The 20,557-nt window shown below is 36.7% G+C and carries 23 protein-coding genes and 1 riboswitch; of the genes, 11 read left to right on the top strand and 12 right to left on the bottom strand.

Translation table 11 applies throughout. The features are described from left to right. Positions 1-82: 82 nt before the first annotated feature. Together J2S77_RS10255 and J2S77_RS10250 are read left to right on the top strand one after the other, a co-directional pair. On the top strand, positions 83-1,894 hold the full coding sequence (locus J2S77_RS10255; RefSeq protein WP_306977046.1) for a S9 family peptidase: 1,812 nt from the start codon (positions 83-85) through the stop codon (positions 1,892-1,894). 12 nt (positions 1,895-1,906) lie between these two features. Further along, positions 1,907-2,143, top strand: a complete 237-nt coding sequence (locus J2S77_RS10250) for a DUF2164 domain-containing protein (protein WP_306977044.1) — start codon at positions 1,907-1,909, stop codon at positions 2,141-2,143. 538 nt (positions 2,144-2,681) lie between these two features. Here J2S77_RS10250 and J2S77_RS10245 read toward each other — a convergent pair. From J2S77_RS10245 to cbpB, 3 genes are all read right to left on the bottom strand, one after another. Continuing rightward, complete coding sequence (locus tag J2S77_RS10245) at positions 2,682-3,797, bottom strand: N-acetyldiaminopimelate deacetylase (protein WP_306977042.1); 1,116 nt, start codon at positions 3,795-3,797, stop codon at positions 2,682-2,684. Between the two features lie 90 nt (positions 3,798-3,887). After that, positions 3,888-4,607, bottom strand: a complete 720-nt coding sequence (gene dapD / locus J2S77_RS10240) for a 2,3,4,5-tetrahydropyridine-2,6-dicarboxylate N-acetyltransferase (protein WP_306977040.1) — start codon at positions 4,605-4,607, stop codon at positions 3,888-3,890. A gap of 69 nt (positions 4,608-4,676) precedes the next feature. Next, complete coding sequence (cbpB, locus tag J2S77_RS10235) at positions 4,677-5,129, bottom strand: cyclic-di-AMP-binding protein CbpB (protein WP_306977039.1); 453 nt, start codon at positions 5,127-5,129, stop codon at positions 4,677-4,679. A gap of 135 nt (positions 5,130-5,264) precedes the next feature. On the opposite strand from cbpB, the gene trhA reads away from it, so the two are divergent. Beyond that, complete coding sequence (gene trhA, locus J2S77_RS10230; protein WP_306977037.1) at positions 5,265-5,903, top strand: PAQR family membrane homeostasis protein TrhA; 639 nt, start codon at positions 5,265-5,267, stop codon at positions 5,901-5,903. 148 nt (positions 5,904-6,051) lie between these two features. On the opposite strand, the gene fadH is transcribed toward trhA, so the two are convergent. Further along, positions 6,052-6,819 (bottom strand): 2,4-dienoyl-CoA reductase, encoded by a 768-nt coding sequence (fadH, locus tag J2S77_RS10225; protein ID WP_306977034.1) that lies wholly within the window; start codon positions 6,817-6,819, stop codon positions 6,052-6,054. Positions 6,820-6,982: 163 nt separating this feature from the next. Here fadH and J2S77_RS10220 point away from each other — a divergent pair, with 163 nt between their 5' ends. The 3 genes from J2S77_RS10220 to J2S77_RS10210 all read left to right on the top strand — a co-directional run bounded on the left by J2S77_RS10220 (position 6,983) and on the right by J2S77_RS10210 (position 9,942). Further along, on the top strand, positions 6,983-7,852 hold the full coding sequence (locus J2S77_RS10220; protein ID WP_306977032.1) for a metallophosphoesterase: 870 nt from the start codon (positions 6,983-6,985) through the stop codon (positions 7,850-7,852). Positions 7,853-7,988: 136 nt separating this feature from the next. After that, entirely contained in the window at positions 7,989-8,582 is a 594-nt protein-coding gene (locus tag J2S77_RS10215; RefSeq protein WP_306977030.1) for an SCO family protein, read from the top strand. Positions 8,583-8,643: 61 nt separating this feature from the next. Continuing rightward, positions 8,644-8,741, top strand: a riboswitch (SAM riboswitch). 97 nt (positions 8,742-8,838) lie between these two features. Then, positions 8,839-9,942 carry a 5-methyltetrahydropteroyltriglutamate--homocysteine S-methyltransferase gene (locus J2S77_RS10210; protein WP_306977028.1) on the top strand — a complete coding sequence of 368 codons (1,104 nt, stop codon included), beginning with the start codon at positions 8,839-8,841 and terminating at the stop codon, positions 9,940-9,942. Positions 9,943-10,370: 428 nt separating this feature from the next. Here the strand turns inward: J2S77_RS10210 and J2S77_RS10205 are convergent, their stop codons facing one another. Next, positions 10,371-10,580 carry a PLDc N-terminal domain-containing protein gene (locus tag J2S77_RS10205; RefSeq protein WP_306977027.1) on the bottom strand — a complete coding sequence of 70 codons (210 nt, stop codon included), beginning with the start codon at positions 10,578-10,580 and terminating at the stop codon, positions 10,371-10,373. Positions 10,581-10,698: 118 nt separating this feature from the next. Next, positions 10,699-11,052 (bottom strand): hypothetical protein, encoded by a 354-nt coding sequence (locus J2S77_RS10200; RefSeq protein WP_306977023.1) that lies wholly within the window; start codon positions 11,050-11,052, stop codon positions 10,699-10,701. Positions 11,053-11,131: 79 nt separating this feature from the next. On the opposite strand from J2S77_RS10200, the gene J2S77_RS10195 reads away from it, so the two are divergent. Beyond that, entirely contained in the window at positions 11,132-12,295 is a 1,164-nt protein-coding gene (locus tag J2S77_RS10195) for an aminotransferase A (RefSeq protein ID WP_306977021.1), read from the top strand. 37 nt (positions 12,296-12,332) lie between these two features. Here J2S77_RS10195 and J2S77_RS10190 read toward each other — a convergent pair whose 3' ends face one another. Then, positions 12,333-12,515 (bottom strand): aspartyl-phosphate phosphatase Spo0E family protein, encoded by a 183-nt coding sequence (locus tag J2S77_RS10190; RefSeq protein ID WP_306977019.1) that lies wholly within the window; start codon positions 12,513-12,515, stop codon positions 12,333-12,335. A 286-nt stretch (positions 12,516-12,801) separates the two neighbouring features. On the opposite strand from J2S77_RS10190, the gene lepB reads away from it, so the two are divergent. Continuing rightward, positions 12,802-13,311 (top strand): signal peptidase I, encoded by a 510-nt coding sequence (gene lepB, locus J2S77_RS10185; RefSeq protein WP_306977017.1) that lies wholly within the window; start codon positions 12,802-12,804, stop codon positions 13,309-13,311. Between the two features lie 52 nt (positions 13,312-13,363). On the opposite strand, the gene J2S77_RS10180 is transcribed toward lepB, so the two are convergent. The 3 genes from J2S77_RS10180 to J2S77_RS10170 all read right to left on the bottom strand — a co-directional run bounded on the left by J2S77_RS10180 (position 13,364) and on the right by J2S77_RS10170 (position 14,022). Then, entirely contained in the window at positions 13,364-13,495 is a 132-nt protein-coding gene (locus tag J2S77_RS10180; protein WP_306977015.1) for a YvrJ family protein, read from the bottom strand. A gap of 66 nt (positions 13,496-13,561) precedes the next feature. Next, positions 13,562-13,786, bottom strand: coding sequence for a DUF2922 domain-containing protein (locus tag J2S77_RS10175; protein ID WP_306977012.1), 225 nt, complete (start codon positions 13,784-13,786; stop codon positions 13,562-13,564). A gap of 14 nt (positions 13,787-13,800) precedes the next feature. Further along, entirely contained in the window at positions 13,801-14,022 is a 222-nt protein-coding gene (locus J2S77_RS10170) for a DUF1659 domain-containing protein (RefSeq protein ID WP_306977011.1), read from the bottom strand. 410 nt (positions 14,023-14,432) lie between these two features. On the opposite strand from J2S77_RS10170, the gene J2S77_RS10165 reads away from it, so the two are divergent. The 3 genes from J2S77_RS10165 to J2S77_RS10155 all read left to right on the top strand — a co-directional run bounded on the left by J2S77_RS10165 (position 14,433) and on the right by J2S77_RS10155 (position 17,000). Continuing rightward, positions 14,433-15,614, top strand: coding sequence for an FxLYD domain-containing protein (locus J2S77_RS10165; RefSeq protein ID WP_306977010.1), 1,182 nt, complete (start codon positions 14,433-14,435; stop codon positions 15,612-15,614). Between the two features lie 12 nt (positions 15,615-15,626). Beyond that, positions 15,627-16,802, top strand: a complete 1,176-nt coding sequence (locus J2S77_RS10160) for a S1C family serine protease (RefSeq protein ID WP_306977009.1) — start codon at positions 15,627-15,629, stop codon at positions 16,800-16,802. An 81-nt stretch (positions 16,803-16,883) separates the two neighbouring features. Continuing rightward, positions 16,884-17,000, top strand: a complete 117-nt coding sequence (locus J2S77_RS10155) for a YjcZ family sporulation protein (protein WP_167263981.1) — start codon at positions 16,884-16,886, stop codon at positions 16,998-17,000. A 46-nt stretch (positions 17,001-17,046) separates the two neighbouring features. On the opposite strand, the gene J2S77_RS10150 is transcribed toward J2S77_RS10155, so the two are convergent. Beyond that, the gene (locus J2S77_RS10150; RefSeq protein WP_306977006.1) at positions 17,047-19,011 is read right to left on the bottom strand and encodes a sensor domain-containing protein; all 1,965 of its coding nucleotides are present in this window, start codon (positions 19,009-19,011) and stop codon (positions 17,047-17,049) included. A 34-nt stretch (positions 19,012-19,045) separates the two neighbouring features. Further along, a complete protein-coding gene (locus tag J2S77_RS10145) occupies positions 19,046-20,422 on the bottom strand; it encodes a TrkH family potassium uptake protein (RefSeq protein WP_306977004.1) in 1,377 nt (458 codons plus the stop codon). Positions 20,423-20,557: the final 135 nt, after the last annotated feature.

Here is a 20,557-nt window from a genome sequence, read left to right as displayed (position 1 = left end):
TTAATTTTATTTTTGAACAAGGAAACACGCTACATATGCACGAATATATGAAGGAGAACCTAATTGAAATGAGGGGATTTTAATGACAAACGCTTCTTCTATTCGTGGCAAATACACGGTAGACCAATTCATGAGCAGTGAAACGATTGTGACTGTATCAGTTAATGATGACAATCAAACGATTCTGTATGCTAGTGATCAATCTGGTGTATTTAATGCTCACACTGTTTATGTAGATGGGACAAATCAAACCCAAGTTACCCATTCTATTGATGAGAGCATTTTCCCCATTACCTATCTACCGAACTCTTACGATTTTATCTTTCAACAAGATCATGGCGGTAATGAAATTAGTCATTTATATTTATATCAAACCAATGGCTCCATAACAGATTTAACGCCTTCTGAGAATGAAAAAGCATCATTTTTACAGTGGGACAAGAATCGGGATAGTTTCTACTACTTATCAAATAAACGAGACACCCGTTTTTTTGACCTTTATCAAATGCATACTTCTTCATGGACTGCTGAATTAGTCTTTGAAAACAAAGATGGTTTAAATGTCGAAACTGTCTCACCTAATGGGAAACAATTCGCTATCCAACACACTGTTACTGATAATGAATCAAATATGTACCTTTACTCAGTAAAAGATGGGCTGATCCAACTCAACCATCAACCTGGTGAAGCTGAATTTACCCCAATGATGTTCAGTCAGGATTCGAGTGAGCTATATTTTATAACGAACGAAACTTCTGAATTCTTACAACTCAAGAAAATCAATTTATCAACTAATAATGTCACTATTGTTGCTGATGAGAATTGGAACATTGAATGGGCACGGTTCTCACCACAGTACTCTCTACTAATGTATTCATATAACGATGATGCACAAAACAAGCTAAAGGTTATAAACCAAAATTCAGACGATTTTCAGCTCCCGGAATTCCCGGATATGAATTTGGTTGATATGAAATTGTCTCATGATGAAAGGGCTATAACATTTCTTGTGAACAGTTCAGTTGCACCTACTGATTTGTTTGGTTTTACACCTTCAAACACTCAGCTTAATCGCCTAACTTATGCACAACATCCTGAGATTCAATCAAACGAATTGGTTAAAGCTGAAATCGTACGCTATGAATCATTTGACGATTTAACGATTCCAGCTGTTTATTATGAACCTCATTTGAATGATAATGAGAAAGCACCTGCCCTTGTACTCGTTCATGGAGGTCCTGGCGGGCAAGCAACAACTGATTATATTCCGTTGATACAATATTTAGTTAATCAGGGCTATGCAATCATAGCAGTCAACAATCGTGGAAGCTCAGGGTATGGTAAATCATTCTTTAAAGCTGCAGATAAACAACATGGCGAAATCGATTTACAGGATTGTATTGAAGCCAAAAAATATTTAATCTCGACAGGACGAATTGATGAAGAACGAATTGGGATCATGGGTGGTAGTTACGGGGGATATATGGTTCTTGCTGCACTCGCATTCCAACCAAATTCATTTAAAGTTGGGGTCGACATTTTTGGTGTTTCAAATTGGGAGCGAACGCTTAAAGAAATACCATCATGGTGGGAATCTGCTCGCCAAGCTCTTTACAAAAAAATTGGAGATCCTTATCATGAAAATGATTATATTAGAAGCATCTCACCACTATTTCATGCTGACAATATTCATAAACCCTTAATTGTGCTTCAAGGTGCCAATGATCCACGTGTGCTCAAAGTAGAATCAGACGAAATAGTTGATGAAGTCAAAAAGAATGGTGTACCAGTAGAATACATTGTTTTCGAAGATGAGGGGCATGGTTTTACCAAACGTACTAACCAAATAATGGGATATCAAACAATCAAAACATTCTTGGATAAACATTTATAGGAGATGGATTTTATGAAGGAACCAGCATTTATGAAAGACAAAATTAAAGATGAAATCAAAGTCTATTTCTACGAGGAACGAGGAGAAGAACTAGGTGATTTAGCTGTCGAAAATATGTACACATGGTTAGCTGAACAAATCGCACCTTATTATTATAACCTGGGTGTTCATGATGCACGACAGATCGTCGAACAAAAAGTAATGAACCTTGATGAAGATATAAGCTCGTTAGAACGACCGCTAAGATAATATAAAATGGCCGTCAGTTTAACTCGATGATATTCCACACTGTCCCGATGATAAATCATCTGAACTCGATGGAAATTCTTCTGATCCCGATGGTAAACCACATGGACTCGATGATATAAGTCACCGACTCGATGAAAATTCTGATTCCACTTAAATAATTGACCCATTATAAAGGAGGAAACTGCGAATGCAGTTTCCTCCTTTATTTTTACCTTGCGTCATCAAAAAATTAGCCAATTACTGTTATTTTAGTACAAATAATTAATCCACTTTAAATCTTAATTTTATCATCCGCTCACTCAAGAATCCCAAAATGATTCCAATCAAAATGGGTAATAACGAGATCTCAGTATATGATAAAGAAAATTTGAACATAAGTGATTCAATTTCAGCAATAAAACCTATTAGATACAATAATATGATGCTACCAAACGATACCACTAAAGGTACCCAAAAGGATTTATTCACAAGACCACCTCTAATATTAAAATAATTTAACTAAACTAATTGATATTTAGCTCTTAAAATCAACCTACCCTTATCCTTCACGAATCATAGCGACAATTGCTTCAATACCGATGTCTATTGCATCTTCATTCGGATTTAATCGACTCGTATGCAAGCCAGATTCAGAATCAACTCCGAGCCAGAACATAAATCCTGGAAGTTCCTTCAACATATAGCCAAAGTCTTCCCCAGTCATAGCAGACTCCGCTTCAATATACGTCACATTTGTTTTCTCAATTGCCTGCTTAAATCGTTCAACATAATCCTCATCATTATCAACCATATAATAATTAGCTCCATAATCAACAGTTGTCTTACATCCGTAACGCACTTCAATCCCCTCAAGCATTTGCTCAATTGATTGCTTCACAACATCCATCGTTTCAGCATCCGTTGTACGAATCGTTCCCTCTACTCGAGCATGTTCAGGAATAATGTTTTGTACTGTACCTGCTTCCATCTTGCCTAACGTTACAACAGCAGACTTAAGTGGATCAACCATTCGACCGACTACTTGTTGTAACTGGACGTTAAAAGCACTAGCTGCCATCATCATATCACGCGTCTCATGCGGATAAGCTGCATGACCTCCTTTACCATGAAAATCAATAAACAGTTCACTCGTGTTAGCGAATAATAATCCAGGTTTTGAAGCGACGTAACCAACTTCTCGCTTAGGGTCGACGTGTAATGCAAACACAAAATCCGGCGCATATCGTTTCATCGGTTCACTTGCCAACATCGGCTCTGCTCCACCTGGTCCTTCTTCGGCTGGCTGGAATAAGAACACGACATTCGCTTCAGGTCGATCATAAACTATTTCTGTTAGAGCTCCGAGTGCAATAGTCATATGTAAATCATGACCACATGCATGCATTTGCCCCTCGTGAATCGATTCAAAAGAAAAACCCGTTTCTTCTTTGATCGGCAATCCATCTATATCAGTACGATAGGCAATCGTTTGGCTTCCTACAGTCCCTTCGACAAATACAAACAGCCCCGTTTCCCAAGGCGTTACGGTGAGGAAATCTTGTGGTAATGTTTCTACATATTCGCGCAAATACTGTTGTGTCTTAAATTCTTGAAATCCTAACTCTGGTATACGGTGTAAATCACGGCGTATATCAATCCACTTTTCATCTGTCATAAACTTATTCAACCTTTCGCTACCTGTATCATATGTAAGAAAAGCGGAATTGCTTGTTAAGTCAATTCCGCTTCTGCTCAGTAAATCTTATTAGTTATCTAGCTTACGTAACTCTTGTTTGATTTCTGTTTTATCACGAGTTTGTGCATCCATCTCTTTGATCTTCTTAGCTGGTGTACCTGCAACAACTGTGTTCGCTGGTACATCTTCAGTCACGATCGATCCAGCTGCAACAACAGCACCTTCACCAACTGTGACACCTTCTAAGATCACTGCGTTAGCACCAACGACTGCACCATCTTCCACGACTACTGGCTTGGCAGAAGGTGGCTCGATAACACCTGCTAATACAGAGCCTGCACCAATATGACAATTCTTACCGACTGTTGCACGTCCGCCTAAGACGACATTCATATCAATCATTGTGCCTTCTCCCACGACTGCACCAATGTTGATTGCGGCACCTAACATGATGACGGCACCGTCACCAATTTCAACTTGGTCACGAATAATCGCACCTGGTTCAATACGTGCGTTAATATTCTTCATATCTAATGTTGGAATAGCTGAATTACGTCGATCATTTTCAATCACATAATCTTCAATTGAAGATGCATGTTTTTCTAATTCTTCTTTCACAACGCTCCATTCACCGAATAATACGCCAGCGTTACCCGTAATGAACGCTTGTACGTCATCATGAAAATTAACCTGCTCTAAGTTTTCACCTTTTACATAAACTTTTACAGGTGTTGATTTTTTGGCATTCGAAATAAAATTAATAATTTCATTAGCATCCATTTGATTCATATTTCCATCCTCCACTTCATTTAGTTACTCTTTTAATGTATCAAAGAGGTCTTAGTTTTCACAAGATTTTTAAGAACTTTTTTGGCGTGACTTATAGTACTCATTTCGATATTGTTTTAACAATTGGCGACGCGTAATAATTCCTTGCATCACCTCATCATCATCAACAACGCATACAAAATTATAATCAATCAATTCGTGTAAAGCTTCTTCAAGGGTGTCATTGATGTGTAAACGGGGTGCTTGATCATTCATCACATCCATTACGGTTTGTGAGTCTAAACGTTCCAATTCAATTCGCTCCAAACCGAACATGGCTTCAATAATATTTGATTTGCTAATAACACCTTCGAATATTCCGTGGAAATCTAAAACAGGTACTGCATTATAGCCTGTTTTAGTTAAAACTAATAACGCATGCTCTAGTGGATTACTATTTTGAACGTGAGCCACTTTTTCAGCGTCGACCATCATATCTTTCACAAGAGTTGTCGCTAGATCAAACTCTTTTGCTTCTAACATGGTTTTCCTCCTCATTAAAACGAAACGATTAGTCTCGTTTTCCGAGAACTATTTTAACATAAAAGAAGGAAAATAGATATTGTTTAACATAGGAAAAAAATCAGCTATACTAAGACAATAGAAATGAGGGTTTTGATGTCGTACACATTCACACCAAAAGAGGAAAAAGTTAATGCTATAACACACGGATTAGGTGCTTTGTTAAGCTTGGCAGGTCTTGTCATACTAATTGTATATGCTTCATTAAATGGAAATGTATGGCAAGTGGTTTCAGTTACTATTTATGGCGCGACGATGTTGATAATGTATTTATCATCCACCATAGTTCATAGTTTGAAAGAAGGTAAAGCAAAGGATCTCTTTTTATTTATCGATCATTCTTCAATATATTTATTTATCGCAGGATCGTACACGCCGATATTACTCGTTATGCTCAGAGGCCCCATAGGGTGGACATTTTTTGGCGTCATTTGGGGAGTGGCGTTATTAGGTATTGTTTTTAAAATCTTTTTTGTTCATCGATTTATGGTTGTTTCAACGTTAATTTATATTGTGCTCGGGTGGTTCATAGTCTTTGTATGGCAACCACTAGCAGCTGAAATGGACACAACAGGACTCGTCTACTTAATTGTTGGCGGTATTTTGTATTCTGTTGGTAGTCTATTTTACATGTGGCGAGGATTTCCATATCACCATGCAGTCTGGCATCTATTTGTGATCGCAGGAAGTGCCTTTCATTTCTTCGCCATCTTATTCTATATCGTCCTCACTTAGTTTTGAAATAACCTCTCCCCTTTTTGAAATAAGTTCTATAATTTATTTAAAAATGGATCAAGTAATGAAATAAATTAGCAAAGTTATCTCATAAGTGAAGGCTCACAAAAAAGCATTGGCTCTTGTATAAGAGCCAATGCTTTTTTTATTAAAATGGATATTGATTTAGTGATTGACCACCATCTAGTGTGATCACTTCACCATTCATATATTTTGCCTTATCTGAAAGCATGAAGTATGCAAGTTCTCCGATTTCTTCTGGTTCACCTAAACGTTCTAGGGGAACAGATTGAATGGTGCGTTGTGCGGCCTCCTCAGATTCCCAAAGTTTATCAGCGCCACCTGTTCGGTCAATTGGACCTGGGGCAATAGCATTTGCGCGAATACCATAACGACGCCCCCATTCGACAGCTAACGTCCTTGTCATGGCTAATACACCTGCTTTTGCCGATGCGGAATGAATAACACCAGGACCAGCATCCCACGCGTAAGTCGCAACCATGTTTAAAATAGTTCCTTTAATACCATGTTCAATCCAATAATGGCCTACTGTATAGCTACAATAATAAGTACCATTTAATACAATATCAATAACAGCATTCCAACCATTCGGTGATAATTTCTCAGCAGGGGCAATAAAATTACCTGCTGCATTATTAACAAGATGATCAATTCGTCCAAATTTTTGATGAACTTCCTCCACCATTCTCTCGACATCTTCTATCCGTCGCACATCCATTTGCACTACCATAACACTTCCAGTTGCAGTCGCTTCAATTTCTTCTTTTGCTTGCATTAACTTCTCTTCATTTCTACCCGTAATAGCAACATGCGCACCTTCTTGAGCAAACTTTTTCGCCATATACTTGCCCATCCCATTCGAACCACCTGTGACAATCACCACTTCATTCTTCACACGAACCACCCTTTTCCTAATATTTTAAAATGAATGAATATTCATTCGTTTTCATTTATTGTAACGAATATTTGTCCTTTTTTCAAAAACTACTTGTTATCACTCTTGAATAATCTTTAATCGTGCTATAATGTCGATAAGTAATCTAAAAGGATGGCGTAATATGGGGAATAAAATGACTAGGCGTTCATTTTTAAAAAAAGCAACATTCGGTACACTCGGTTCTATTGGGGCAGCTTACGGTGGCTATTATTACGCTCATGACATCGAACCCTACTGGTTAACCATAAAACGAGACTCGGTGGAATCTGAACGCTTGCCTAGTGAATTCAATAACTATAAAATTGTTCAAATTACAGATACACATTTAGGTTTCCAATTAACATTAGAAGACATGAGAAAGATCGTTCGTAAAGTTAATCAAGAATCACCTGATCTAATCGTCTTTACAGGGGATTTATTTGATGATCCTTCTGATATAGGCCAATCACGTTATAATGATTTGATTTCTATCTTATCGGATCTAAAAGCAAAGCATGGGCAGTACTGGATTTACGGTAATCATGATCACGGCGGATATGGAACAGACTCAATCAAAGAAGTCATGAACCAAAGTGGCTTCACCTTGCTTCAAAATGATTATGACAATATTAATCTCAACGGGAGTCAAATACTACTTGCTGGTGTCGACGATGTATTATTAGGTGATCCTCGATTAAATCAATTAATACCAGACGATAAGTCAAACACTTTCAACATTCTCTTGTGTCACGAACCAGACTATGCCGATCAAGTCAAAGATTATAACTTCGACTTACAATTATCAGGGCATAGTCACGGTGGCCAAGTGCAGATTCCATTCTATGGCTATATTATCACGCCACTCCTAGGCCAAAAGTATGTTGAAGGTAAGACAACAATTGGTGAGCGCCCATTACATTTGCTAACATCTCGTGGTTTAGGAACGACTCGACTTCCTTTTCGTTTTCTTTGCCGGCCGGAGATTAATGTCATCACACTAAATGCCACTTAAAGTGGTTTGTCAAGAAATTGTAAAAACATTCACGCTCCTGTCACACTCCGTTATTTTATAACATGTTAAAATAAGTATAAATTAATTTTAAATGCGTGATTAATAACAGATAAGATTGATAAATGGAGTTGATAAAATGATCAGTCGATCTAAATGGTTAATCCCACTTAGCATCATAGGTATTCTGACATTTCTTGTCGCCTGTAATGGTAGTTCAGCCAGTGAACTGGAAGCAGAGCTAGATGTCGCAGTTGAATCATTCGAATATACGAATCAAGATAATGAAACAGTAAGCTTAGAAGACCTTAAAGGGCAATATTGGATTGCTAATTTTATTTTCACAAGTTGTAACACAGTGTGCCCCCCTATGACAGGTAATATGGCTGGTTTACAGCAAACAGCAGCTGAAGAAGATTTAGATATTCGTTTTGTTTCATTTAGTGTTGATCCTGAAGTTGACGATCCTGAGACATTAAAGGCTTTTGGAGATAAGTATAGTGCCGACTATAGCAACTGGGATTTTCTAACGGGCTATTCACAAAATGAAATCGAGAGTTTCGCTGCGAATTCTTTTAATACACTCGTCTCCAAAGTGGATGGTGAAAGTCAAGTAAACCATGGTACGTCATTTGCTCTAGTTAATCCAGAAGGTACTGTCATCAAAACCTACTCTGGTACCAGCAATGAGGCAATGGATGATATCATTGCAGACCTGAAAACTGTTAATTAAAAATTGTAATTGACAATGGTCGTTTCACCATGTAAGATTTGCTTTAATAAATTTCATACAATTCTTATCAAGAGAAGTGGAGGGACTGGCCCTTTGAAGCTTCAGCAACAGGTTCATGACACTGTGCTAATTCCAGTAGCAAACGCTAGAAGATAAGGAGGGAACAAACACTTACGAGTCTCTTCTTAGGAAGAGGCTTTTTTTATGGAGAAATTACATCCATTACAAACACATACTTTAAAGCGAGGGATATTCCATGACAAAAAATCAGATTCCGTTTCGAGCTGATCACGTAGGGAGTTTATTGAGACCTGAAAGACTTCACCAAGCACGCTCTGATTATAAACAAGGAATGATAAATCAAGACACACTAAGAAAAGTCGAAGATGAAGAAATTGAACATATTGTTAATAAACAAATAGAGATTGGATTAAAAGCTGTTACAGATGGTGAATTCCGACGCACTTGGTTTCATTTAGACTTCATGGAGCATTTCAATGGTATGGAGGGATATGTACCTGATAAAGGCTTTCAATTCGCAAACGATACTGAAACCGAACGGTATGATGTTCGTAATACTGGGAGTATTTCATTTAACCCTAATCACCCCTTTATAAATGACTTCAAGGCATTGAACCAAATGGTAAATGGTCGAGCAGTTGCCAAATTAACCATTCCAAGTCCTAATCAATTTTTCAATGCTGGTATTCAAAACGAGCAGGTCTATCCCGACATCGAAACGTATGCAACAGATATTATTCAAGCTTATCAAGATGCCATTCAAGCATTCTATGATGCCGGCGTCCGTTACCTACAATTTGATGATGTTTACATGGCTGGATTATCCGCGCCAGATATACCATTTAATGATGGGCAATATTCGCGTGAATACCTTATCGATCTAGCACTACGTGTTGTCAATGGCAGTTTAAAACACAAACCGGATGATTTGTATGTCACGACACACTTATGCCGCGGCAATTACCGTTCAACTTGGGCATTTTCTGGTGGTTATGACTTAATTGCCCCAACATTATTCGCATATGAAAAAGTAGACGGCTTCTTTCTCGAATATGATGATGAACGCTCTGGTGGATTTGAACCTTTAAAATACATCCCAGAAGATGGTCCGAGAGTTGTCTTAGGATTATTGACTTCTAAAAGTGGCAATCTAGAAGATCGCAATCATATAATCAATCAAGTGAATGAAGCTTCTTCTTATCTTTCTAAAGAGCAACTATGCTTAAGTCCACAATGTGGATTTGCTTCGACCCACCACGGTAATGATTTAACTGAAGAAGAACAATGGCAAAAATTAAGCTATATCGTTCAACTCGCTAATGACATATGGTCGAACTAAAAAGCTGAGACAATAGTTAATAATGCAAAGTAAAACCCGAACGATTTACTTAAATCGTTCGGGTTTTCTGCTAAAATGACGCTCCATCAAAACACTTCGCTTGGTTCTACCGTGACATAAGCTCAACATCGGCTCTGCTGAGGCAATCGCCGTGTTTCCTTTACCGGGGCACGGCTTGAGCTAGGCAGCTACATCGAATAAGCTTCTTTGCTACTTGCACCGAGGAAGCCTACTTCGAAGCATTGACTAGCAGACGCAGGTGCATCTCTCAGCCCAAAAGCATGGCTTGCGGGGTCTCGAGACGCGTGCTGTTCCCGCAGGCGTCTACGTGTTTTGACTCCGCTTCATAAGTGATTAACTATTATGATTTTCATACATTCATCTTTTGCACAATTGAGTACCCTTTTGTCTCTTCCCCATTTTTAACATCAATCATTTCGAATAATTAAGTAAACAATGAACCCCATTACAGGTAAAAATAGCGTACCAAATAAAACGATCATGGCATATTCATTGCTTTTACCTTTCCGTTTAGCATCACGGTACGACCAAATACTCGTTACGATATTTAAAATTAATAACCCCAATCCAAACAATAAAAATATAATAACAGCAAAAATAGAAAAATCTAAAATCATCTTACCTCTCCCCCTCTTTTCTAAATTATATAAAATATATAGATAAGATGAAATAATTGATGAATATTAATTAAAGCTTATTTTGACTACATAGTATCTATGATACACTTTCCACAGTTCATTTGCCATGAAGTGATTGTTTATTTTTAAGCCTATCAGACAAATAGGTTACAATGCCTAAAATTAATAACGTAGCACCAACTAAGAAACTGGCATTTATAAGGGTTAGAACAACTTGTCGCATTTGTGATGCATCATTGATCACAGTATGATTAAATATGTATATAGCTAATAACACGAACATAAAAGCAGTAGCCATACTCATCCAATATAGCAAACTGAAACTAATTGGCAATTTTAAAAAGCGAACAATCACGCCATAGGTTAAACTAATTAAGCAACCAATTAATACAATCCATAAGCCTATTGCTTGCCAGTGTGCGGTTAAATAAATCATCCAATCTGAAAACATAATCGTCACTCCCTTATCTATCAGCATAAGCGGAGCTATTAACTTTTAAACATAATGAATACTACAAGGTGGGAATACAATGGAACAATTACTTAATCAAAACGTCAAAGACATTGAAATTTCAGGGATTCGTCAATTTTTCAATTTAGTATCAGGAAAAGAGAATGTTGTCTCACTTACAATAGGTCAGCCTGATTTCACAACTCCAGATCATATTAAAGAAGCAACGAAACATGCAATTGATCAAAATAAAACCGTATATACACCGAATGCTGGAATTCTCAAATTACGGCAGGCAATTGCCGATTATACCCAAGAGCGCTATCAATTACAGTATGATCCAAACGACGAAATCATTGTGACAGCAGGAGCTTCACAAGCGATTGATATTTCACTAAGAACTATTTTAGAACCTGGCGACGATGTACTCCTGCCAGGCCCTGTTTATCCTGGGTACGAACCTCTCATACGTTTAGCTGGAGCTAATCCCGTTCATATTGATACACGTAATCATGAATTTAAATTAACTGCTGAGCTGATCGAGTCTAACTTAACTGAAAAAACTAAATGTATTATTATGCCTTACCCTTCTAATCCAACAGGGGTTTCATTAAGCGAAAAAGAGCTCTACGATATTTCTGAAGTCATCAAAGATCAACCTGTATTTATTTTGGCTGATGAAATTTATAGCGAACTTACTTACGATCAAGAACATGTTTCCATTGCTCAGTTTAATCATATTCGCGAACAAACGATTGTCATTCAAGGGTTATCTAAATCTCATTCTATGACTGGTTTTAGAATAGGATATGTGTTAGCAGATCGTTCTATTAGACAGCATATGTTGAAAGTTCACCAATATAATGTCTCTTGTGCAACGTCGATTAGTCAATATGCTGCATTAGAAGCCTTAACAGCCGGAAAGCATGATAGTGATGTGATGCGTGATGCTTATGTAGAAAGACGCCGTTATGTGTTAACTCGCCTTCAATCCATGGGGGTTGATGTTGTTGAGCCTGAAGGAGCTTTTTATGTTTTTCCTAAAATTCAACTAGAAAATTCAACGTCCTTTCAACTTGGCTTACGTTTAGTAGATGAAGCTGGGTTAGCTTTAGTACCTGGTGATGCATTTAGTGAATACGGACAAGGCTACATGCGTTTGTCCTATGCTTATAGCCAAGAAGTCTTAAAAGAAGGTTTAGATCGGTTAGAAGCATTTTTAAACGACAACAATTACAATTAAGCATACTTTTAAATTTAGAATGCTGTAAGCAATTGAGCTAGTTGTGATTTTTTTTAGCACCTGTCATCTTTGTGTATTGATTTAATAATTTATCAAGTTCTTGTGACAAATGGACGGATTCATGGCTAGAATATCCATGCTTAGCAGCAACATTAATCATTTCTTGTCTTACGATTTCGATTTTATGTTCAAGTTCGATTAACTCTTTATCTTTTTTCAACTAATGATCCTCCTTGTAACAGTTAGCATCAAAATATATATTTTATGTCTTAAAGATAGTATTGTCAAAAGCCAAAAGAACTATAGTCAACTATAACTTATTATAGGAATACCCTTTTAATTGACTTTGAAACTCGTTTATGAAAATTTTTTCATAAAATTGGACATCGTTACTAATTCATAGTTAGCTTGATTTCTACCTTGTTTGATACTGTCATTTTCTTATTATTATGATAAGATAAATAGATAAGCATTCATTTTGAATCAGCTAGAAAGGAAGAAACCCATTGAAAAAAGAAATCTGGGAATGGACAAAAGCGATTGTTATAGCCCTTGTTATTGCTTTCTTTTTACGGTCTTTCGTCTTTGCAACTTCGGTTGTCGAAGGGGCTAGCATGGATCCAACTTTGGAAAGTGGCGAACGTGTCATTTTTAACAAGGCCGTTTATTTATTAGACGAGCCAGAACGTGGAGATATTGTCATTATTGAACATCCAAATAAAAACTACGTCAAACGTATTGTTGGCATGCCAAATGAAACAATTAAAGCTGAAAATAATCAACTTTATATAGATGGTGAGCCAATAAATGAGGATTACTTAACGGCAGAAGAAGTAAGCGGGACAGGCAACTTCGAGGCAAGGGAAATCCCCGCAAACCATTATTTCGTCATGGGTGATAACCGTGATGTGAGTAAAGATAGTCGAAATGGATTGGGATTAATCAAAGAAAATGATGTCATTGGACGTTCTGAAATTGTCATATTCCCATTCAGTCATTTTTCATTAACAAGATAATACGATAATCAAAAGCCCCATCCACGTGATACTCAAGTGAATGGGGCTTCGATTATGTTTGAGGAATTGATTTTATTGAGTTATTGAGTTGCTCTAGTTTATTTTCAATTCGATGTAATAAATAAAACGTAACAAGAATTGGAAAACCAACATCAGGAACCCAACTAATCCAAGCTTCAGCCAATAGCTCTACCTCCTCTATTTTGGTTATGAAAAAAGGTGACGCATCACTGACGCGCCACCCTATTTATTATGCTTCGTCTAATGAGACTTCATTGACATGACGTTCAACCACTTGAGCATATTCAATAGCCGTAATCGTAGAACCCCCCGATGTCATAATTCCCTCTGCTATAATGGTGTCCATCGCTTGTTTTACTTCAGTAGGATCAACAGGATCTTTCGGGTTATCAATACTAACTGTTGCCATTCGTCCTTCTTCATTACGAAATTTCAACTCTAGACGTTTACTCATTTACTTTCCCTCCTTTAGCCTTGTGTACCAACTAATAACGAGTCATCTTGTCTGATTGCTTCAGAAAGTGAATCATCACATAAATTTGACAATACTTGAGCGACAGCAATTACTGAATCGTTTGTAGCATCTGGCTTCACATTGTTGTAACGACGCGTTTGAAATACTGAATTCCCTTCTTCATCTAAACCTGTTTGATAAACTAATTGCAGTTGACTATCAATTTTTTCTGCCATGTTGTCAACCTCCCTTCACCCTTATAATCGAGTGAAAATAAAAAAAGTGTGAAATGTTATGCAACATTTCACACTTCCAATTCGTCATATTAATTGAGTTCACTTAGTGCTTCACATTATCAAAAATGCAACTACCAATAAAATAAACAAGAACGCCGATTGATAAAATGCCCATTGTTACATCAATTGCTTCCATCGTGAGGCACCTCCTTAACGAGTATGTTACGTTTAATGAACTATTTATATTCTAGCAAATATTATTCCTTTTGAATAGAATAAGTCTTGAAAACAAAGGTAATTCCTGAGAATTGTGAATAAATTGTAACAATTAGTTCTTTCAACCCTCTCTCAAACCACTTATCACATGTTAAAATTTACAATATAGAAAGGAATTATTAGGTGATCAAACAATGATGTACTGTCCCCGTTGCGGATCAAAAACAAAAGAAAACGAAGCATATTGTGTCATCTGTGGCGCACAATTACCTAAAGATTTTGATGATCGTAAGCGTTCACCTAATCGTATTAACCGCTGGTGGTTCACACCATTAGTGACTTTAATCTGTGTATTATTAATCGCCATTGGATTACACTTTTATCTAGAATATAATAATTCCAGAGCTCAATCGTTGTATAATGAAGGTGTCGACTATGCATTAGATGGTCAATACTCTAAAGCACAAGATCAGTTTGAAAAAGCACAAACATATAACCCTAACTTAGAAGCTGCCAAAACAAATGAAGAATTTATGAATACAGCTTTAGAAGTATCTGAAAAACTTACAAATGCTAGCACCCTTATGGAACAAGGAGCTTTCCAGCAAGCTGTACAAATAACTCAAGAAGCTGAAAATGATATCAGTGGCTATGACGGTGAGATCATTAATCAGATCCTTGATACCATCATGAACACGCGTAATGAAATTCGGGTTAGTCAAATTAATCAACGCTTAGAAGATAATCCAGGTCTAGAAGAACTGAAAATCTTAATTTGGCAAGCTGAATCTCTTGAACACGAAGAAGCAGGAGAATTAGAATCTTTAATTCGTGAACGGATTGTCAATCATGTATCAAACGAAGCAAACGAAATGCTGCAGACTAATCAGTTTTCAGCTGCTCTATCACTAATTGATGATGGTTTACGTTATGCACCTGAAAACGAACAATTAACGAGCTTACAATCAACCGTAGAAAATCAAAAGTCTGACTTTGAAACCCAACAACAAGAACGGATTGAACAGGCTCTATCTCAATATGAATTGGAACAAGAACATAACGAAAATAATGCAGTTGAAATGGTAGAAATCAATGCAACACTTAATGAATTCGATGAAATTGAAGTAGTAGGCGAAGTCAAAAGCGTGGCAACACGCCCCATTCATTCAGTCTCTATCACTTATACATTGAATGATGGAGATGAAAATGAAATATTAAATAATGAAGTATTCGCCTATCCTGATACTTTACAACCTGATGAAACAGGTCAAATTGATTATACCCATAGTGATTTACCCGATGATTTCGATGCGGAGGAAATAGCTGTTAATGTTGACCAAATCAAATGGTATCTTGACCCTGAAGAAGCCGAATAGAGGTGAATTCAAATGAAATATCAATTACTTAAAAATATACCACTTGTTCTCTCAGTTGCAATTATCATTATTGGCACAATAGCGATGTTATCCTATTACAATAACTGGGAACAGACAAGTTTGGCTTCGCAAGAGAATTTAGTAGAAACAGTAGCACAAGAAGAAAATACTAGCTCAAATAATTTACAAGAAATCATTCATGAAGCACAAAAAAATGTTGTTCAAATTGAAACGACTGGTCCAGAGGGGTCAAGTCAAGGATCAGGATTCGTTTATAACGAAAAAGGTGACATTATTACTAATGCTCATGTTGTTAAAGATGCCGATTCAGTCTATGTTAAAACATCAGAAGCGCAAACTTACCCTGCTGCTGTCATTGGTATTGGCAACCAACAAGACATTGCTGTGATTCGAGTACCACAACTAGCTAATAGTGCAACATTAGAAGTTGATCCAAACTTTGAACCGAGTATTGGTGATGAAATTATCGCTGTTGGAAGTCCACACGGCTTGCGAAATACAGTTACACTTGGACACGTTTCTGGCTTAGATCGTGATATGACAGTTGAGCAATATGAATACAATAATTTATACCAAATTTCCGCTAATATATCTCAGGGTAATAGCGGTGGACCCCTTATTCATGAAGAAACAGGCAAAATAATCGGGATTAACTCAGCAGCAACTAATGAAGGTACAATCGGCTTCAGTATCCCAATAGCTCAAATTTTCGACCGAGTTTCCATGTGGTCAGACACAGCTAGCGAAGAAGATTTGAATTATGATGGTGACCCAACGATGTATCAAGATATCAATCCGAACACTCTAGAAGAAGATGGGCTTTATTTAATCGATTATTTTTATGAAACATTAAATGTTCGTGATTATTTTGCGGCATACTCACTATTAGGTAGTGATTTGCAAACGTCGCAGGACTATCAAGAATTTCGTGAAAAAGTTGTAAATTCAATTGAAATTAATGTCACTAATCGTGAAGTCACTAATATTGGTGACTACAAAGCAACCATCGTTGTGAATTCTGATCACCTCGTAACGGATGATGATGAAAATGAAGAAACATATCATTATGAAACAACCTTTGAGGTCGGACAGGAAAACGATCAGTTAAAAATTCTAAGCATGAATCGCGAAATTTTGTCCCGTACTAATGAAACTTCTGGTGAATAATTTAATACAGATTAGGTAGTTAACTAGACAACATTAGCCTCTTAAGCATATGGATATATTACATGCTTGGGAGGTGATGGAATGTATCAAGGTTATTCACAAGAAGGGCACTATCATGGTGGATATGGAAACAATTTCGCCCTGATTGTTGTGTTGTTTATTTTACTTGTCATCGTAGGTGCAACATTTTATAACTAAATTCCAAAAAAAGCGGTTATTCCATTTATAGGAATAACCGCTTTTTTTAAAAATCCACAAAGTCTTTCACTCGTTGTGCAGCTACTGGTTTGCTGAAATAAAAGCCTTGCACTTCATCACATTGTTCATTAAGTAAAAACTCTAAGTTATCTTCCGTTTCAACACCTTCAGCGATCACTTTTAAATTCAAGGCATGAGACAAATGGATAATGGATTTAACAATCGCAATATTTTGTTCGCTTTGATTTTGAATAAACATTCGATCAATTTTGATTTTATTTAAAGGGAACTGGCTTAAATACTGTAAGGAAGAATAACCAGTTCCAAAATCGTCTAAAGCTACTTGTACACCTAATTCAGAAAAACGATTCAACGTTTCAATAATATGATATTCATTCGACATAGCCATCGATTCAGTAATTTCTATTTCCAAATACTGCGCTTCTAAGACTGTTTCATAAAGTATTTGACTCACTCGATTAACGAGCCCACGTTGTAGAAACTGTTTAGCAGATAAATTGACGCTTACTTTCACTTTTGGCAAACCTTCATCTTGCCATTTCTTATTCTGAAGGCAAGCTTCATAAATCACCCACTCACCTAATTCAATAATTAACCCTGTCTTCTCGGCCAAAGGAATGAATTGATCAGGTGGAATGACTCCCATTTCGTCATGAAACCAACGACACAAAGCCTCAAATCCAATGATACGATTAGTTTTTAAGTCATATTGTGGTTGAAAAAATAAATCAAAGTCATGGTTCTGCATGGCCTTATGTAGCTCAGCCTCTAGCTGTAGTTGTTCTTTTACCCCTTCTTTTAATGAATGACGAAAGATTTGATATTCGTTTCGCCCTTCCTCCTTTATGACATACATAGCTGAATCTGCATGTTCAATTAATTCTGAGGCGTTCGTTCCTGAATCAGGATATATACTAACTCCAATGCTAACCGTCGTGTAAATATCATAGCCCTCAATATTAAGGGGATTACGGAACTGTTCGATGATTTGATTAGATAGTTTGTCAATCTCTTCATCTTTGCGGACGTTTCGTTGTAATAACAAAAACTCATCACTTGCCATTCGAGCGATGAAAATATCCTCATCAAGGAGTTGTTTTAATCTTAATGCACAAGCTTTGAGTAATTCATCACCAATATGATAACCTAGAGTATCATTAATGTGTTTAAAATAATCAATATCAATAAAATGCACAGCAAACCGCTCATCTTCTGTTTCTATATTATCAATCTCTTCTTTCACAGTCATTTGAAAATAGTTACGATTTGGTAAGTTCGTCAATTGATCATAATAAGCCATAAATTCTATTTGCTGTTCATTCTCAACTCTCTCAGTTACATTTCTGATAATAGCAACGCGTATATTATTAGAACCTTCCCTTAACTGTTCTGGCAATATTTCAACATAAATGGTATCCCCATTTTTCTTGTAGGCACGAATTTGATAAGGAGCATCATGCTGTTCTCTTTGGATTTCTTGCGCTAAATAATCACGGTCTTCAGGATAGACAAAATTAAAGACAGATGTGCCGATTACTTCGGAACGTTTATAGCCAAGCATGCTAGCAAATGCATAATCACAATCAATTAATTTACCACGATCATGCATGAGGATGCCTTCATAGGGACTTTTTCGAGCGTGGTTTAAGCGGTAAATCAGTGAATCCTTTTTGCCTTTTAACCCACCATCCTTTAGAGTATAGCAAAATAAGTGACCAATCGATTGCTTTTTCATAATGACGAGGCTTATCGGCTGTTGTTTCGTCCATACTAATTGTTCATCTTCCCATGCATGTAAAACTTCCTCTAAGTCAATAAATTCAGCGAACCGTAATGATCCCGCTTCATCGTCAATTTTCAACATCATTTCCGCATGTTGATTAGCTGATACGATAAAACCAAATTCATCAACAAAAATAATAGCATCCGTCACATTTTCTAATATCCACTCATCAATCGGCAATGTTAATTTTTCATCTGATTTAAACACTGCAGTTCCCCCTACATATACGTGTCATTTAGCTTTATCCTATATTAATTTTTTCTTTCGGATAACGATAACGATCTCTAGCCTTTCCTCGGTTAAATGAAAATAAAAAGGTCAAAATACCAATACGACCAATTAGCATTAATGTGATAAGGATCAATTGGCTAAACGTTGATAAGTCCTCAGTGATTCCCATCGACAGCCCTGTTGTTCCAAAGGCTGAACTGACTTCAAAAATAATACTTGTTAATGACAAATGAGCATCGATCGCTGTAATAATGATGACACAAGAGAAGAACATCACCATAGCCAGTAATGTCACAACAACCGCTTTAAATAAGTCCTCTTCTTCTATCTCTCTACCAAAGACCCGGACACGATTTCGACCACTGGCAAATGTAAAAATAAAAATAATAACTAAAGCGAATGTTGTCGTCCGAATACCACCACCAACACTACTTGGTGATGCTCCAATAAACATCATGGATGATAAAAAGAGTTGCGTTTGTTCTGTAAATTCATTCATATCAACAGTCGACAAACCACCACTTCTCGCTGTCGTGGATTGGAACAAACTGTAAAATAATGTTTCGTGCCATGTTTTATCTGCAAAAAAGTGATTAAACTCTAAAATAAAAATAACTAGAAACGAAAATGCTAGTAATACAAAATACGTAAGAGTTGTTAATTTTGTAAACAAAGAAAAACGTTTTAAGTTACGTTGTTCTTGTGATATTTGTAAGTATTCTTTGACTTCAATTAATACTGGAAAACCTATGGCACCAGCAATAATCAGTAGAATATTGATAAACTGAACAAAATAATCTTGAGCGAATGGTTCTAATGACTGACCCGTTATGTCAAAACCGCCATTGGTTGTTGCACTGACCGAAGCGAAAAAACCTTGATAATACGCTTCAAGTGCAGAGTCAAAATAAGTTAAATAATAGGTTCCTAAAATCAAAAAGCCAACAAACTCAATGGCTAAAATGACGAAAAACATATCCTTAACAAGCCGAACAATTCCTGCAATTGATTTTGTGTTTTGATCGGTCATGATTAATCGTCTTTCTTTGAACCCAATCTTCTTGCCTAGAACAATCCATATTAATGTACCCAATGCCATAACGCCCAAACCGCCAATTTGTAGAGCAATCGCTATGACAAATACACCAAATACACTAAAAGAACTTGCAGTTTCAACAACAGTTAACCCTGTTACAGTAACTGCACTTACAGCAGTAAATAAAACTTCCATTAGATTTAACTCGATACCTGCTTTATGTGCAATAGGTAATGATAACAGAACTGTCGCAATTGAAGCTGCTAAGAAGTAATAAAGTGAAATCAACTGAACAGGTGTTAAAATATCTAATATAGATTTAGTTGGTGTTAAACGATTAATCCGACTCATAGTATATGTTCTCCTTCGATGACGAAAATTCCTGCAATATCGCTTAAAAAATGTCGTAATATTGCTAAAGAATGTCGATAGTACTTATTATGTCGCATGATTTATCTTCCATCAACCATTTTTTGTATTCGATTG

It is taken from the genome of Alkalibacillus salilacus (assembly GCF_030812915.1).
GTDB lineage: Bacteria > Bacillota > Bacilli > Bacillales > Alkalibacillaceae > Alkalibacillus > Alkalibacillus salilacus.
This window is presented reverse-complemented; position numbering and strand designations above follow the sequence as displayed.